This is a genomic window from Virgisporangium ochraceum (assembly GCF_016863655.1).
Taxonomy (GTDB): Bacteria; Actinomycetota; Actinomycetes; order Mycobacteriales; family Micromonosporaceae; genus Virgisporangium; species Virgisporangium ochraceum.
In genome coordinates this window covers 1-14924 of record NZ_BOPH01000045.1, presented here as the reverse complement: position 1 = coordinate 14924, position 14924 = coordinate 1, and the positions used below count along the sequence as shown (strand labels likewise).

General features: G+C 71.9%; 10 protein-coding genes and 1 pseudogene. 8 read left to right on the top strand and 3 right to left on the bottom strand.

What is annotated here, in order from left to right:
• Position 1: 1 nt before the first annotated feature.
• The 6 genes from Voc01_RS17950 to Voc01_RS17925 all read left to right on the top strand — a co-directional run bounded on the left by Voc01_RS17950 (position 2) and on the right by Voc01_RS17925 (position 7899).
• Entirely contained in the window at positions 2–3367 is a 3366-nt protein-coding gene (locus Voc01_RS17950; RefSeq protein WP_203928598.1) for an error-prone DNA polymerase, read from the top strand.
• On the top strand, positions 3364–4161 hold the full coding sequence (thiD, locus tag Voc01_RS17945) for a bifunctional hydroxymethylpyrimidine kinase/phosphomethylpyrimidine kinase (protein WP_203928597.1): 798 nt from the start codon (positions 3364–3366) through the stop codon (positions 4159–4161). The genes Voc01_RS17950 and thiD overlap by 4 nt, the downstream gene beginning before the upstream one ends.
• Before the next feature lie 9 nt (positions 4162–4170).
• Positions 4171–4887 (top strand): class I SAM-dependent methyltransferase, encoded by a 717-nt coding sequence (locus Voc01_RS17940; protein WP_203928596.1) that lies wholly within the window; start codon positions 4171–4173, stop codon positions 4885–4887.
• On the top strand, positions 4884–6023 hold the full coding sequence (locus tag Voc01_RS17935) for an alkaline phosphatase family protein (RefSeq protein WP_203928595.1): 1140 nt from the start codon (positions 4884–4886) through the stop codon (positions 6021–6023). The genes Voc01_RS17940 and Voc01_RS17935 overlap by 4 nt, the downstream gene beginning before the upstream one ends.
• Positions 6024–6034: 11 nt before the next feature.
• Complete coding sequence (locus Voc01_RS17930) at positions 6035–7306, top strand: DNA polymerase IV (RefSeq protein WP_203928594.1); 1272 nt, start codon at positions 6035–6037, stop codon at positions 7304–7306.
• A 203-nt stretch (positions 7307–7509) separates the two neighbouring features.
• The gene (locus Voc01_RS17925) at positions 7510–7899 is read left to right on the top strand and encodes an SCO2097 family morphological protein (RefSeq protein WP_203928593.1); all 390 of its coding nucleotides are present in this window, start codon (positions 7510–7512) and stop codon (positions 7897–7899) included.
• Positions 7900–8199: 300 nt separating this feature from the next.
• On the opposite strand, the gene Voc01_RS17920 is transcribed toward Voc01_RS17925, so the two are convergent.
• The 3 genes from Voc01_RS17920 to Voc01_RS17910 are packed head-to-tail and all read right to left on the bottom strand — an operon-like array spanning position 8200 to position 13083.
• On the bottom strand, positions 8200–10689 hold the full coding sequence (locus Voc01_RS17920; protein ID WP_203928592.1) for a transglutaminase TgpA family protein: 2490 nt from the start codon (positions 10687–10689) through the stop codon (positions 8200–8202).
• A 31-nt stretch (positions 10690–10720) separates the two neighbouring features.
• On the bottom strand, positions 10721–12022 hold the full coding sequence (locus tag Voc01_RS17915) for a DUF58 domain-containing protein (protein ID WP_203928611.1): 1302 nt from the start codon (positions 12020–12022) through the stop codon (positions 10721–10723).
• Positions 12023–12024: 2 nt separating this feature from the next.
• Entirely contained in the window at positions 12025–13083 is a 1059-nt protein-coding gene (locus Voc01_RS17910) for an AAA family ATPase (protein WP_203928610.1), read from the bottom strand.
• Positions 13084–13634: 551 nt separating this feature from the next.
• On the opposite strand from Voc01_RS17910, the gene Voc01_RS17905 reads away from it, so the two are divergent.
• Both Voc01_RS17905 and Voc01_RS17900 read left to right on the top strand, forming a co-directional pair.
• Positions 13635–14042, top strand: a complete 408-nt coding sequence (locus Voc01_RS17905) for a hypothetical protein (RefSeq protein ID WP_203928591.1) — start codon at positions 13635–13637, stop codon at positions 14040–14042.
• An 83-nt stretch (positions 14043–14125) separates the two neighbouring features.
• Positions 14126–14924, top strand: a pseudogene (locus Voc01_RS17900) (ADAM 12 protein); the annotation flags it as partial.

Here is a 14924-nt window from a genome sequence, read left to right as displayed (position 1 = left end):
CATGGGCTTCAGTAACCCGGACATCCCGTGGCACGAGCTGGAGCGCCGCCTGTCGGGCAAGGTGCCGGGCAAGCCCGGCAAGGGAACCGACGGCTGGGGCACCGGCATACCCGACGCGCCCCTGGTCGCCGACCCGATCGTGGCCGACGCCGACGGCGGTGACGCCCCCGCCTGGAGCCACAAGCGGCCCGCGTACGAGGCGCCACCCATCGAGCGTCCCGACAAGATCGTTCCCTACGCGGAACTCCACTGCCACACCAACTTCAGCTTCCTCGACGGCGCCAGCCACCCCGAGGAGCTGGCCGAGGAGGCGGCCCGGCTCGGGCTCACCGCGCTGGCCGTCACCGACCACGACGGGTTCTACGGGGTGGTGCGGTTCAGCCAGGCCGCCCGGCAGCTGAACCTGCCCACCGTGTTCGGCGCCGAGCTGTCGCTCGACCTGCCCGGCCCGCAGAACGGCGAACCCGACCCGGTCGGCCGGCACCTCCTCGTGCTCGCCCGCGGCGCCGACGGGTACGCGAAGTTGAGCACCGCGATCTCCGAAGCCCACTTCGCCGGCGGCGAGAAGGGCCGGCCCGTCTACGACCTCGACCGGCTCGGCGCCGACCTCCGCGGCCACGTCCAGGTGCTCACCGGCTGCCGCAAGGGCATGGTGCCGTCGGCGCTCGTCGCGAGTGGCTACCGGGCCGCGCAGAAAGAGCTCGACCGGCTCACGTACCTGTTCGGCGCTGACGCGGTCACCGTCGAACTGACCGACCACGGCCTGCCCGACGACGACGAGCGCAACGACGCGCTGGCCATCCTGGCGAAGGAGCACGGGCTGCGCGTGGTCGCCACGAACAACGTCCATTACGCGACACCGGCGCGGCGCAAGCTCGCGACGGCGCTGGCCGCGGTGCGCGCCCGCCGCAGCCTCGACGAGATCGACGGCTGGCTGCCCGCGGCCGCCGGCGCGCACCTGCGCAGCGGCGCCGAGATGGCCGAACGGTTCGCCGTGTTCCCCGACGCGGTCCACACCGCGCACGCCCTCGGCGGAGAGCTGGCCTTCAACCTGGACCTGCTGGCGCCCAGCCTGCCGCCCTACAAGGACAGGGCCGAAGGCCACACGGAGATGAGCTGGCTGCGCAAGCTCACCTACGAGGGCGCGGAAAGGAGATACGGCAACGACCCGCGGGCGCTGAAGCAGATCGAGCACGAGCTCACGCTGATCGAGTCGATGAACTTCCCGGGCTACTTCCTGGTGGTCTACGACATCGTGAAGTTCTGCAAGGACAACGACATCTACTGCCAGGGCCGGGGCTCGGCGGCGAACTCGGCGGTCTGCTACGCGCTGGGCATCACCAACGTCGACTCGGTGAAGCACGAGCTGCTGTTCGAGCGGTTCCTGTCACCCGAGCGCGACGGCCCGCCCGACATCGACGTCGACATCGAGAGCGACCGGCGCGAGGAGGCCATCCAGCACGTCTTCGACAAGTACGGCCGGCGGTACACCGCACAGGTGGCGAACGTGATCTCGTACCGGCCGCGGTCGGCGGTGCGCGACATCGCCAAGGCGTTCGGGTACCCGCCCGGCCAGCAGGACGCGTGGAGCAAGCAGATCGACCGGTGGGGCGCCAAGGCCGACGCCGAGGACATTCCGGAGCACGTCGTCGAGTTCGCCAACGAGGTGCAGACGTTCCCGCGGCACCTCGGCATCCACTCCGGCGGCATGGTGATCTGCGACCGTCCGGTGATCGAGGTGTGCCCGGTGGAGTGGGCCCGGATGGAGAACCGCAGCGTGCTCCAGTGGGACAAGGACGACTGCGCCAGCGTGGGCCTGGTCAAGTTCGACCTGCTCGGCCTCGGCATGCTCAGCGCGCTGCACTACGCCTTCGACATGATCGACTCGACGCTGCACCTGGACGACATGCCCCTGCACGACGACGAGGTCTACGCCATGCTGCGCCGGGCCGACTCCGTGGGCGTGTTCCAGGTCGAGAGCCGGGCACAGATGGCCACCCTGCCCCGGCTGAAGCCCGACAAGTTCTACGACCTCGTGATCGAGGTCGCGCTCATCCGGCCGGGACCGATCCAGGGCGGGTCGGTGCACCCGTTCATCCGGCGCAAGAACGGCCTGGAGGAGGTCACCTACCCGCATCCGAAGCTGGAGGAGACGCTCAAGCGGACCCTGGGTGTTCCGCTCTTCCAGGAGCAGCTGATGCAGATGGCCATCGACGTCGCCGGGTTCAGCCCCGCCGAGAGCGACGAACTGCGCCGGGCCATGGGGTCGAAGCGGTCGTCGGAGAAGATGGCCCGGGTGCGCGAGCGCCTCTACACGGGCATGGCGGCCAACGGCATCACCGGCGACCTCGCCGACGATCTCTACACCAAGCTCGCCGCGTTCGCGAACTACGGCTTCCCGGAGAGCCACTCGATGAGCTTCGCCTACCTCGTGTTCGCCAGCGCCTGGCTGAAGCGGTACCACCCGGCCGCGTTCTGCGCCGCGCTGATCAACGCGCAGCCGATGGGCTTCTACTCGACGCAGTCGCTGGCCGACGACGCCCGCCGGCACGGCGTCACCATCAGAAGGCCCGACATCAACGCGAGCAAGGCCTTCGCGACGCTCGAACCGCCGGTTCACGAGGGGGGAGCCCGCAACGGCCCCGGCGAGCCGCCGCAGTACTGGGGCGTCGGCGGGCCGGTCGTCCGGCTGGGCCTGAAGAGCGTGCGCACGATCAGCACGGAGATCGCCGAGCGGATCGAGGCGAACGGCCCCTACGGCGACATGGCCGACCTGTCCCGCCGGGCCGACCTCACCACCGCCCACCTCGAGGCGCTGGCGACCGCCGACGCGTTCGCCTGCTTCGGCCTGAGCCGCCGGGAGGCGCTGTGGGCGGCCGGCGCGGCCGCACAGGAGAAGAGTGGACGCCTGCCCGGCACCACCACCGGTCTCGACGCGCCGACGCTGCCCGGGATGGACCCGGTCGAGAACCTGATGGCCGACGTGTGGGCCACCGGCCTCGCCCCCGACGCGCACCCGGTGGAGTTCGTGCGGGAGCACCTCACCGCCGGCGGGGTCCTGTCGATCCGCGACCTCGAGAGCATCGGGCACGGCCGGCGGGTGCACGTCGGCGGCATCGTCACCCACCGGCAGCGGCCGGCCACCGCGGGCGGGGTCACGTTCATCAACCTCGAAGACGAGACCGGCATGCTCAACGTCACCTGCACGCCGGGCCTGTGGCTGCGCTTCCGCAAGGTGGTGCGCCTGTCGAACGCGTTGGTGATCCGCGGGATCCTGGAGAGTTCCGAGGGGGTTCTCAACCTGCGGGCCGACCACGTGCGAGCATTGGCGATGCCCACGAGATCATCCTCACGAGACTTCCGATGACGCAGCCGGTCACCGTCCTCACGATCGCCGGCTCCGACTCCGGCGGCGGCGCCGGCCTGCAGGCCGACCTCAAGGCGTTCGCGCTCAACGGCGTGTTCGGCACCAGCGTGGTCACCGTGCTCACCGCGCAGAACTCCGCCGAGATCCGGGCCATCGAGAAGGTCCCGGCCGCGTTCGTCCAGAGCCAACTGGACGCGGTGCTGGCCGACCTGCCGGTCGCGGCGGTCAAGACCGGCATGCTGGCGAGCGAGGAGACGGTGCGTACCGTCGCGGCGAACGTGGCGCGCCTGCCGAACCTGGTCGTCGACCCCGTGCTGGTGAGCTCCGACGGCGCGAAGCTGTTTCCGTCCACTGTGGACCGTGCCTACGTCGAGGGGCTCTTCCCGCACGCGGCGGTGATCACCCCGAACATCCGCGAGGCGACGATCCTCACCGGCCGGGAGATCCGCACCGACGACGACCTGGCCGCCGCCGCCACCGACCTGGGGCGTACCGGCGCCCGCTGCGTGGTGGTCAAGGGCGGCGGCCGGCCCGGCGGCGAGGCGGTCGACGCCGTATGGCACGACGGCACCGTGCGGTTCCTCCGGTCACCCTGGGTAGCCACCCGCAACAACCACGGCACGGGGTGCACGTTCGCGGCGACGACGGCGGCGCTGCTCGCGCGGCGCGTCCCGGTCCAGGATGCCCTGGACGAGGCGAAGCGTTACGTGCAGGCGGCGATCGAGCGCGGCGCGGCCTGGCAGATCGGGGCGGGCCATGGCCCGCTCGGGTGGCCGACCGCCGAAGACCACTAGGCTGCGGACGTGGACCGAACCAACAGCGTGGTATGGGCGGTGCTGCGGCAGGAGCTCGACCGGGCCGACCGCCCGCTCGCCATCGTCGACGTCGGTGGCGGCACCGGCGGGTTCGCGGTACCGCTGGCCAGGGCCGGCCACCGCGTCACCGTGGTCGATGCGAGCCCCGACGCGCTGGCCGCGCTCACACGGCGGGTAGCCGAAGACACCGGCACCGTGCACAGCGGTGGCATCTCCGCCGTGCAGGGCGACGTCGACACGCTCGGTGACGTCGTGGAGCCCGGCACCGCCGACCTGGTGCTCTGCCACAGCGTGCTGGAGGTCGTCGACGACCCGGCCACGGCGGTGAAGGCGATCGCCGCGGCGCTGCGGCCCGGCGGCGCGGCCAGCGTGGTGGTCGCGAACCGGGCGGCGGCGGTGCTCGCCCGCGCCATCAACGGCCACCTGGACGCGGCGCACGCGCTGCTCACCAGCCCGTCGGGCAGCACGGGCGACACCGACCGGCTGCGCCGGCGCTTCGACGCGGCGTCGGCGTCGGCGCTGCTCGCGTCGGCGGGCCTGGCCGTGGAGCAGATCCACGGCGTACGCGTGATCGCCGATCTGGTACCGGGCGTCGCCCTCGACAGCGAGCATGAACAGGTGCGCGCGATCGAGACCCTGGCAGCCACGCTGCCGCCCTACCGCGACGTGGCCACCCAGCTGCACCTGCTGGCCCGGCAGCCGTGACCGTCGTCCGCCCCGCTTACGGGACCGGGTCGCTCGCGGAGATCCTGCCGTCGGCGCTCGCGGCCGTCGGCGGGCCACTTCTGCCCGACCAGCCCGACCCGCTCGGGCTGCGCGCGGCGCTGGCGGAGCCGCGTCGGGTCGCCGTTCTTCTCGTGGACGGACTGGGCTGGCATCAGTTACCCGTCGCCTTCCCTTTCGCGCCGACCTTGAAGTCGCTCGACGGGCGACCGCTGACCGCCGGGTTCCCCTCGACGACCCCGACCAGCCTGGTGACCCTCGGAACCGGGGTGCCGCCCGGCGCGCACGGAGTGGTCGGGTTCTTCCTGAACATTCCGGGCACCGACCGGGTGCTCAGCCACATCCGCTGGGACGCCGACCCCGACCCGGTCGAGTGGCAGCCGGTCGACCCGGTGTTCGTGCGGGCGGCGTCGGCCGGGGTCGAGGCGACGGTCGTGAGCCGTCCGGAGTTCGAGGGCAGCGGACTGTCGGTGGCGGCCTACCGCGGCGCCGCCTTCCGCGGCGCGACCGGCCCCGACGAGGTCGCTTCCGCCGTTCTGAGCGCTTTGTACTCCGCGCCGCGCTCTCTGGTCTACGCCTACCACGGCGACGTCGACCGCACCGGGCACGACTACGGCATCGACTCGCCGCAGTGGCGGGAAGCCGTCGCCGGCGTCGACCGGATGGTGCGGATGATCGCCGAGGGCCTGCCGTCCGACGCGGCGCTGCTGGTGACCGCCGACCACGGCCAGCTGAACATCCCCGCCGACCGGCGCATCGACATGGCGAACGACCCGCGGCTGCGGGCCGGGGTGGCGGTGGTGGCCGGCGAGCCGCGCGTCCGGTACCTGCACACCGTCCGGGGTGCCGCGCCCGATGTGCTGGCCGCGTGGCGCACGGTGCTCGGTCCCGCGGCCTGGGTCGGCAGCCGCGAGGAGGCGGTCGGCGCCGGGTGGTACGGCCGGGTGTCCTTCGACGCGCTGGCCCGCATCGGCGACGTGGTGGCGATCTGCCGGGACGACCACGTGGTGCTCGCCACCGGGCTCGAGCCGGCGCCGATCGCGCGGATGGTCGCTTTTCACGGCTCGTACACCGCCGCGGAGATGGAGATCCCGCTTCTTGTCGTACGGGGCGGCTAGCCTCTCGCTTCGTGGGTCGTTCTTCGGTGGTGCCGCGCGGCGGGGGCTTCGGGCCCGACGCCGACGACACGGGGTGCACGATCCTGCACGTCGACATGGACGCCTTCTACGCGGCCGTCGAGGTCCGCCGCCGGCCCGAGCTGCGCGGCAAGCCGGTGGTCGTGGGCGGCGCCGGCCCCCGCGGGGTGGTGTCGTCGGCGAGCTACGAGGCGCGCAAGTACGGGGTCCGCAGCGCCATGCCCGGTGCGCGGGCCCGCCGGCTGTGCCCGCACGCCGTCTTCCTGCCGCCCGACTTCACCGAGTACGCCGCCGCGTCGCGGGCGGTCATGGGCATCTTCCGCGACGTCACCCCCCTGGTCGAGCCGCTGTCGATGGACGAGGCGTTCCTCGACGTGGCGGGCGCGGTGCGGCTGCTCGGCCGTCCCGCCGAGATCGCCACGGGCATCCGCCGGCGGGTCCTCGAGGAGCAGCGGCTCACCTGCTCGGTGGGGGTGGCGCCCACCAAGTTCATCGCGAAGCTCGGGTCGACCCGGGCCAAGCCCGACGGGCTGGAGGTCGTCCCGGCCGACCGGGTGCTGGAGTACCTGCACCCGCTGCCCGTCGAGGCGCTGTGGGGCGTGGGGGAGAAGTCGGCCGAGGCGCTGCACAAGCTGGGCCTGCGCACCGTCGGCGACGTGGCCGACGCGCCGCTGGGGCTGCTGCGCCGCGCGCTCGGCGAGGCGGTGGCCGTCCACCTGAGCGAGCTCGCCGCCGGCCGCGACCCGCGGGCGGTGGTGCCGCACCAGCCGGAGAAGTCGATCGGCGCCGAAACCACGTTCGACGTCGACGTCGCCGACCCGCGGATCATCCGCGAGGCGCTGCTCGCGCTCAGCGAGAAGACCGCCGGCAGGCTCCGCCGCGCGGGTCAGGCCGGGCGCACCGTCACCCTGAAGGTCCGGCTGTCCGATTTCCGCACCGTCAACCGGTCCCGGACCCTGGGCGCCGCCACCGACGTGGCACGCGAGATCTTCCAGACGGCCTGGGCCCTGTTCGAGGCCCTGCGCCCCGGCGACCGCATCCGCCTGGTGGGGGTCCGGGTCGACGGCCTGGCCGGCTCCGACGACGCTCCGCACCAGCTCACGCTGGGCGAACGCGAAACCGGATGGCGCGAGGCCGAGCGGGCCGCCGCCGCTGCCGCCGACCGGTTCGGCGCCGGGGTGGTACGTCCGGCCAGCCTGCTCCGGCTACCCGACCGACCCGCGGCCGGGCCGCCCTCCCGCATAGATCATGACAACGCGAGGTAGCTTTGGTGGCACGCGTTACGAGTGAGTGACGGGCGTGCCATCCCCCCGGCGACGTATGATCACCGGAAAATCGGCACGGCGGGACCAACGTCCCGCTTTCCGACCCGCTGACCCCCTCGTAGACTCGTAGCTACGCAGCCATCAGGCTGCGGCGGTCGCGCCGGTCCAGCCGGGCCGGCCGTCGATGACCGGGGAGGAGTGCCGTGCCGCTCTCGGAGCATGAGCAGCGGCTGTTCGAGCAGATCGAGCGGTCGCTTGCCGAGGACCCCAAGTTCGCCTCGGCGGTGCGCGCCAGCGATCCGCGTTTTCACGCTCGGCGTCGCATTCTGGTAGCAGCCGTCCTCCTCCTGGGCGGAATGGCGCTTCTTGTCTATGGAGTCATGGGCAACCAACCCCTGCTCGGCGTGGGCGGGTTCGTGGTAATGCTCGGCTCCGTCGTCTTCGGTATGCAGGCATACCGCCGTGGGCAGTCCACCAACCTGCGCGCGGTCGACGGCACCGCCACGCGTCGCACCCGCTCGGGTGGGCGTCGGGGCGGCTTCATCGACCGCCTGGAGGATCGCTGGCGCCGTCGCCCGGAGGGCGACATCTAGCCGGATCCCCCTGTCGCGCGTAGCGCCGCGTACCCTTCTTCGGTGCGCGGCGCTTTTTGTCCCACTTTGCGCCGGCGATCGCACTTTCGGTGGACCGCCGCTATCCATGCTGGGCCGCCATCCCGCTGGTCGCGGGGCCGCTGTCGCTCCTGGGCGGCGTGGCTCGGCTCCGCTGTCGTGCCCTCAGCTCGACACCACGCATCGCCCAACTTTGATGGGTGGGAGCTTATCAACATCATCAAGCGTGGATGATGTTGATAAGCTCCCACCGGTGGAGCTTCCGAGGGCGGGGTGCCCGGGTCAGCCCCGTCGGGTCAGGAGTCTTCTGGGGCTGATCGTTCTCACCACGGTGTCCCGGCGCCGCCCGACTCCCGTGACGAACGCGGCGTACCTCGTGCTGGTCCGGGTCCGCCACCGGGCCAGGACCGATGGCGGCATCAGGGTGGCCAGCAGGCGGGTCCGCAGGGAGACGCCCTCGCGGAGGGCGATGCGGACGTCGCGGAGCGGGGTGCCCAGGTCGACGTCGGTCAGGGGGCTGCGCGCGTACCTGGCCCGCTCCTCGGCCCGGCTCAGCACCTGGACCCCGCCGGCCGCGACCTCGGGCAGGTGGGCCTCGCTGATCAGCCGCTCGCCGGTGAGGCGGGGGGTCTCGGCCGGGTCGATGTCGACGTGGTAGTCGACCATCGTGTCGAGGAGCTCGTCCCACGCGGCGTGGGCGTCGCGTCTGGCCTGGCCCAGGCCCGCGGCCGTGGCGACCGTCGCCGGGGTCGGGTCCAGGGCGATGTCGGCCGGGTCGGCGGCGCCGACCGCGGGGTCGGTCGCCGCGCCCGACCGCACGCCGGAGAGGCGTCGGCGGCGCACGGCCGCCCGCCGCAGAGCCGGCGTGACCAGGAGCAGCAGCACCAGGACGACCCCGCCGAGCAGGTACCACGGCCACGTGGCCGACTCCTCGGAGACGGCGGTGCCCCCGGTGACGCCCGGGTCGTTCGGGCCGAACGGGTTGGTCGGCGCCACCGAGCCACCCCCGGTCGGGGCCTGACCGGGAACCAGGTCGCCCGACTCGCCCTCATCGGTCGAGCCGGTGGGCTGGTTCGGGTCGGGCGCCCACGCGCTCGGCACCGACCCGGACACGGAGCCGGCCGGGGTGGCGTCGAACGGCACCCAGCCGAACTGGTCGAAGTAGACCTCGGTCCAGGCGTGCAGGTTGAAGTTGGTCAACGTGTACGTATTGCCGTTGCGGTTGTTGCCCTTCGTGAACCCGAACGCGACCCGCGCCGGGATCTCGGCGGCCCGCAGCAGCCAGGCCATCGCCGCGGCGTACTGCTCGCAGTACCCCTGGCGGTTGCCCTCCTTGATGAAGTCGACCATCGCGCTGCCGCTGTTGCCCGTCTTCGTGTTGAGGTCGTAGCGGAAGCCGTTGCTCGGCGCGAAGAAGTCGTAGATCGCCCGCACCCGGTCGTACTGGTTCGTCTTGCCGGCGGTGAGCGTCTGCGCGAGCTCCATGATCTGCGGGATCTGCTGGGGCATCCGGATGTTCTGGTTCCGGATCTGGTCGGAGTCGGTGAGAGGGCGCGCGGTGCGCAGCGCGTCGGGCGTGTACTCGGGGCGCACGTAGTTGATCGTGTACTTGCGGCCCTTGGCGCTGTTGCGGGCCGAGTAGACCACGCCCGACCGCCGGTCGAAGCCCCACGTGTTGTCGACGCCGTTGACCCGGGTCACCTGCTCGTAGATGGGGAGCACCCGCTCGTTGAACTGCAGGATCTCGATGTTCGCCGCGTTCGCCCGGTAGCTGACCCCGTTGGTGTTCAGCTGCGGCGGGGGCTGCAGCGACCCGAGCTGGGTCTGCTGGCCCCACGACCGGTTGACGAACCCGTCGCGGGTGAGGTCTTCGGCGACGCCGAACCGCAGGTAGAACGGGTTCGGGTCGTTCGTGGTGACCTTGGCCATCTCGTACGAGTTCTCGCGGACGAGCGACCCGGACAGGAACGAGAACATGTTGACGTTGCCGGACCGGCCCGGACCGTCGCCGATGCCGGGACCGTCGCCGACCCCGGTACCGAAGCGGTCGAGCAGGCCCGTGGTCATGCCCGGGATCGCGAGCGGCAGGATCACCGCGACGATCACGCCGATCACGGCCAGCCGGCGACCCGCCGCGGCCAGCGGCGACGGCTCCCAGACGTCGATGTCGCGGCCGTCGCCGGTGAACCGCCGGCCGAACCGCCGGACGCGGTCGACGTTGTCGGTGGCGAGCAGCCACAGGAACGCCGCCGCCGTGCAGATGAACGCCAGGAAGCTGACGCTCGACGTGTGCGTGCCGACCGGCACCAGGTAGACCGCGACCATCGGGATGCCGGCGATCGCCGGCCGGCGCGCGACCACCGCGGCCAGGTCGACCGCCAGGTACACGGCACCGATGCCGAGACCGGCGAGGAAGAGCAGGCCGTCTTCGTCGTCGATGGGCACGCCGCTGTCGCGGATGGTGACACCGGCGTCGGCCAGCAGCTGGTTGAAATGCGCGATCGTGTCGGGGCTCGGAATGATGCCGAGCAGCGCGTGACCGTCGCTGAAGAGCCAGGTGAGCACCAGGATGTAGACGACGATCATGCCGAGCGTGGGCAGCCAGATCGGCGCCCGCACGCTGCGCAGCCCCACCGCCGCGGCAGTCATCGCGCCGACGACGAGCAGGGCGCCGACCAGCCAGGTCCACTTCTCGAACACCGACGACAGGGGCAGCGCCGCCAGCATGGTGGCCCCGGCCGCCACCAGGGAAATGTGCCTCCGCTGGGTCATGGCCGAACCACGGCCCCGCACGAGTGCTCGGTCATGTGCCCAGTCCTCCAGAAACTGTCTCGGCCATCGCGGCCCGCCAGGTGAATCCGCGGGAGCCGCGGGCTGCCTCCGGCCACAGGGCGGCCAGCTTGGCGCCGTGCGGCACCCCGACCACGCGCCAGCCGCTGCGCAGCAGCCCGAGGGCGGCGACGCCGTGCGCCTGGTCGGCCTCCTCGCGGGCGGCCGTGGGCAGGTTCAGCCAGGTGGTGCTGTCGATCAGGAGCGCGAGGCAGGTGGCGCCGCTGCCGCGCAGCGCGGTGAGCAGCTCGGCCTCGTGGGTGGTGATCATGCCGAACACGCCGATGATCAGCCCGCCGTCGGTGCGGTGCTTGACGCGGTCGACCAGGGTGGCGATGTCACCCTTCTGCGAGAGCTTCACCTCGGCCAGGTGGTCGAGCAGGATGCCCTCGCCGCCGGCCTCGGCGGCGTCGACGTCGATGCCGGAGTCGGTGACCAGCCGCACCTTGTACCCGTTGTGACGCAGGTGCAGCGCGATGCTGGCCGCCGCCGACACGGCCCACTCGAAGCTGGCCGTGGGGCCCTCGCCGCGGTGGGCGAGGTTGCGGGTGTCGAGGACGACCGTGGCCCGGCTCTCCCACGGCTGCTCCTCGCGGCGCACCATGAGCTCGCCGACCCGCGCGGTCGACCGCCAGTGGACCCGGCGCAGGTCGTCGCCGTAGCGGTACTCGCGCGTCGCCGCGTCGTCCTCACCGTGGACCGCCACCGAACGGGCCCGGCTCTCACCGGCACCCGCGTACTCGCCGGCCATGCGCACCGACGGCAGCGGCACGACCTGCGGAATCACGGTGAGCCGGTCGATGGACGGGAACGCCCGCACCAGCTCGCACAGGCCGAACGGGTCGGTGAGCCGCACGACCAGCGGCCCGACCTCGTAGCGCCCGCGCACGTCGGCCCGGACGGTGTACGCCACCGAGCTGGCCTGGTGCGGACCGAGCCGCTCCAGCACCAGCCGGGGCCGGCTGCCCAGCGCGTACGGCAGCCGGTCCTCCAGCAGCATCGTGCCGGTGGGCAGCCGCGACAGGTTCTGCAGCCGCAGCACCACCCGCGACGTGCCACCCACCTGGACCCGGTGCGGCTGCAGCGTCCGGCTGCACGACAGCTTGTACCGCGTGCGGCCCACGTAGGCCGCCGCGAGCAGCGGCAGCGCGGCGAGCAGGATCGCGACGCGCAGCAGGTCCTTCTCTCCGAAGATCAACGCCGACACGGCGAACACGGCCGCCCCGCCGAAGAACCACCGCCCCCGGGAGGTGAGCCCCCGCAGCGCCTCGCGCACGCTCATCGCCTCCGCTGGTCGTACGGGTTCGGCGTGCTCTGCTGTGCCTGTGCCTGTTGCTGGCGGGTGCGCGTGTCGTAGGGCGAGCGCTGCCGGTCGGTGGGCAGGGCGAGGCGCGCGATCAGATCCGCCACGATCGAGTCGGTGGTGCGGCGGGCGAGCTGGGCCTCGGCCGTCGGGATGATCCGGTGCGCCAGCACCGGGACGGCGAGGTTCTGCAGGTCGTCGGGGACCACGTAGTCGCGGCCCTCCAGCGCGGAGACCGCGCGGGCGGTGCGCAGGAGCTGCAGCGTGGCCCGCGGCGACGCGCCGAGGCGCAGGTCGGGCGACTCGCGGGTGGCCGTGACGAGGTCGACCGCGTACTGCTTGACCGCGTCGGCGACGTGCACGTCGCGGCAGGTCGCGACCATCCGGCGCAACGTGTTGGCGTCGGAGACCGCGCGCAGGTCGTACAGCGGGTCGTGGGCGCCGTGCACGTCGAGCATCGCGAGCTCGGCGCCGGCGTCGGGGTATCCCATCGCGATGCGGGCCGTGAACCGGTCGCGCTGCGCCTCGGGCAGCGGGTAGGTGCCCTCCATCTCGATGGGGTTCTGCGTGGCGACCACCATGAACGGCGTCTGCAGCGGGTAGGTGACACCGTCGACCGTGACCTGCCGCTCCTCCATACATTCCAGGAGCGCCGACTGGGTCTTCGGCGACGCGCGGTTGATCTCGTCGCCGACGACGATGTTCGCGAACACCGCGCCCGGCTTGAACTCGAAGTCGCGGCTCTCCTGGTTGTAGACGCTCACGCCGGTGACGTCGCTGGGAAGCAGGTCGGGCGTGAACTGGATGCGGCGCACCGTGCAGTCGATGGACCGGGCCAGCGCCTTGGCGAGCTTGGTCTTGCCGACGCCGGGCACGTCCTCGATCAGCAGGTGGCCCTCGGCTAAGAGCACCGCCAGGGCCAGCCGTACGGTGGCCGTCTTGCCCTCGATGACCTGCTCGATGTTGCCGACGATCGCTTCGGCGGTCGCGCGGAACTCGGCGGGTGGAAGCGGGTTGCCGAGCTCCTCGTACATACGCTTGGTCGTCAACGGATCTCCTTTGTTCCTGCGCGCCCCACCAGTAGGACACCGGTGGTGTGCGGCCAGGTTCCCAGGGGACCTGTATGTGAGCGACCATCGGCGTGTTCACAGGTTATCCGCCTCTTTCCGTAAGCGCCGACACCGCAAATTTGTCGAAAACCGGACGGAAGCCCCCAACTGATCAGGGATTCGCGAGTTCGCTTGTGGTCATGACCGGGCGTCGCGCAGAATCTGCATGTTGCAGATGAGTGCGACGGGTCGCGGGGTGGCAACTGTCCGATCGGCCGGCAGAAGCCGGCTGATCGTCATCCTGGGGGCGACTGCCCCGATCCGTTGCGCAAGGTAGCGTAATTGCCGCGGTAAGTATTACGACGTTTCACGACATCGATGCCTGCCGCGACACACAACCGAGCAACAGACACAGAACAACAGACACAGAACAACAGACAACAGAACAGAACATCTTCGTTCACGCTCTGGCCGGAGCGCGCGAACGGGGACATCGGAGAGACGCCTAACGAGACGCACCGTCTCAAGGAGCTGATGTGCCCGACTTCGAAGACCTGCTGAGGCAGGTCATGGCCATCCGCGGCACCCTGCGTGCCGCACTGATAGACCACTCGAGCGGTATGACGGTCGCCGCCCTCGGTCGCGGGGACGACGGGGAAGACGCCGACCGTCAGCAGCCGCGCTGGGAGCCCGACGGCGACACCGGTCCGATGGACATCATCCGGGCCACCGTCAGCAGCCCCACCTTCGTCGCGCCGGCCACGCCCGGCTACGTCGAGGACATCGTGATCACGTCCGCGAACGGTTACCACCTGATCCATTTCGTGGTGACGGCGTTCGACGCGCGCCTGGTGCTCTACGTCTGGCTCGACCGTCTGGTCGGCAACCTCGCGATGACCCAGCGGTCGTTGCGCAACCTCGGCCAGCACCTGGTCGCCGCCTGACCGGTGGCCGACCGCCCGCCGCCGCGAACCGCGCGGGCAGCGTGAGACATCAAGCAACCCGAACCGACCGCGAGAGGTTCAGCGTGGGTGCATCCGTACCGTCCACCCTGCGTGGGGCACTGGAGCCGTGGTGTGCGATCGGCGCCACCGGCGCCCTCCGGGTGGAGGACCCGCCCGGCGGGGCGATCTTCATCGTCGACGGGCGCCTCAGCTATGCCGAGTGCGCGCTGGTCAGCGGCGTCGACAAGCTGCTGACCGCGTCCGGCCGCGTGCCGGCGGACGTGTGGCGGGCGGCGGTCGCGTCGGGCCGGTCCACCGGCCGGATCGGCGACACCCTGATCGCCGACGGGCACATCAGCCGCAACGAGCTGGCGCTGTCCGCCCTGTCGGCGCTGATGGACGCCGCGTTCTTCCTCTTCGACGCGGCGGTGACCGCGCAGTTCGAGCCCGAGGCGGTCAACCCGCTGGGCGCGTTCTGCGAGCTGGAGTTCGCGGCGGTGTGCGCCGAGGTCGACCGGCGCCGTCGGCTGCTAGACGACGTGTGGCCCGACCCGGCGATCGACACCGCGGCGGTGGTGCCGGCCCGCCGGCTGCGCGGCCACCAGGTGTCGTTGACGGCCGCCCAGTGGGAGATCGTCGCGAACGCCGACCGCCGGCGCAGCCCGGCCGACCTCGCCCGGCTGCTCGGGCGGGAGACGTTCGTGATGCTGCTCGAGGCCCGTCGGCTGGCGAGGTCGGGCCTGATCGAGCCGGGCCGCCCGGGCGGGTCGGCCGTGGCGGAGTCGGTGGCCGCGGTCCGCGCGCGAACGGCGGCCGCGATGGTGCGGGCATCGGACCAACGCGCATCGGACCGGGCGGCACCGGACCGGGCGGCACCGGACC

Coding starts and splice junctions, on each gene's coding strand:
- Voc01_RS17950 (WP_203928598.1), top strand. CDS start 2: ATGGGCTTCAGTAACCCGGACATCCCGTGGCACGAGCTGGAGCGCCGC.
- thiD (WP_203928597.1), top strand. CDS start 3,364: ATGACGCAGCCGGTCACCGTCCTCACGATCGCCGGCTCCGACTCCGGC.
- Voc01_RS17920 (WP_203928592.1), bottom strand. CDS start 10,689: ATGACCCAGCGGAGGCACATTTCCCTGGTGGCGGCCGGGGCCACCATG.
- Voc01_RS17910 (WP_203928610.1), bottom strand. CDS start 13,083: ATGTACGAGGAGCTCGGCAACCCGCTTCCACCCGCCGAGTTCCGCGCG.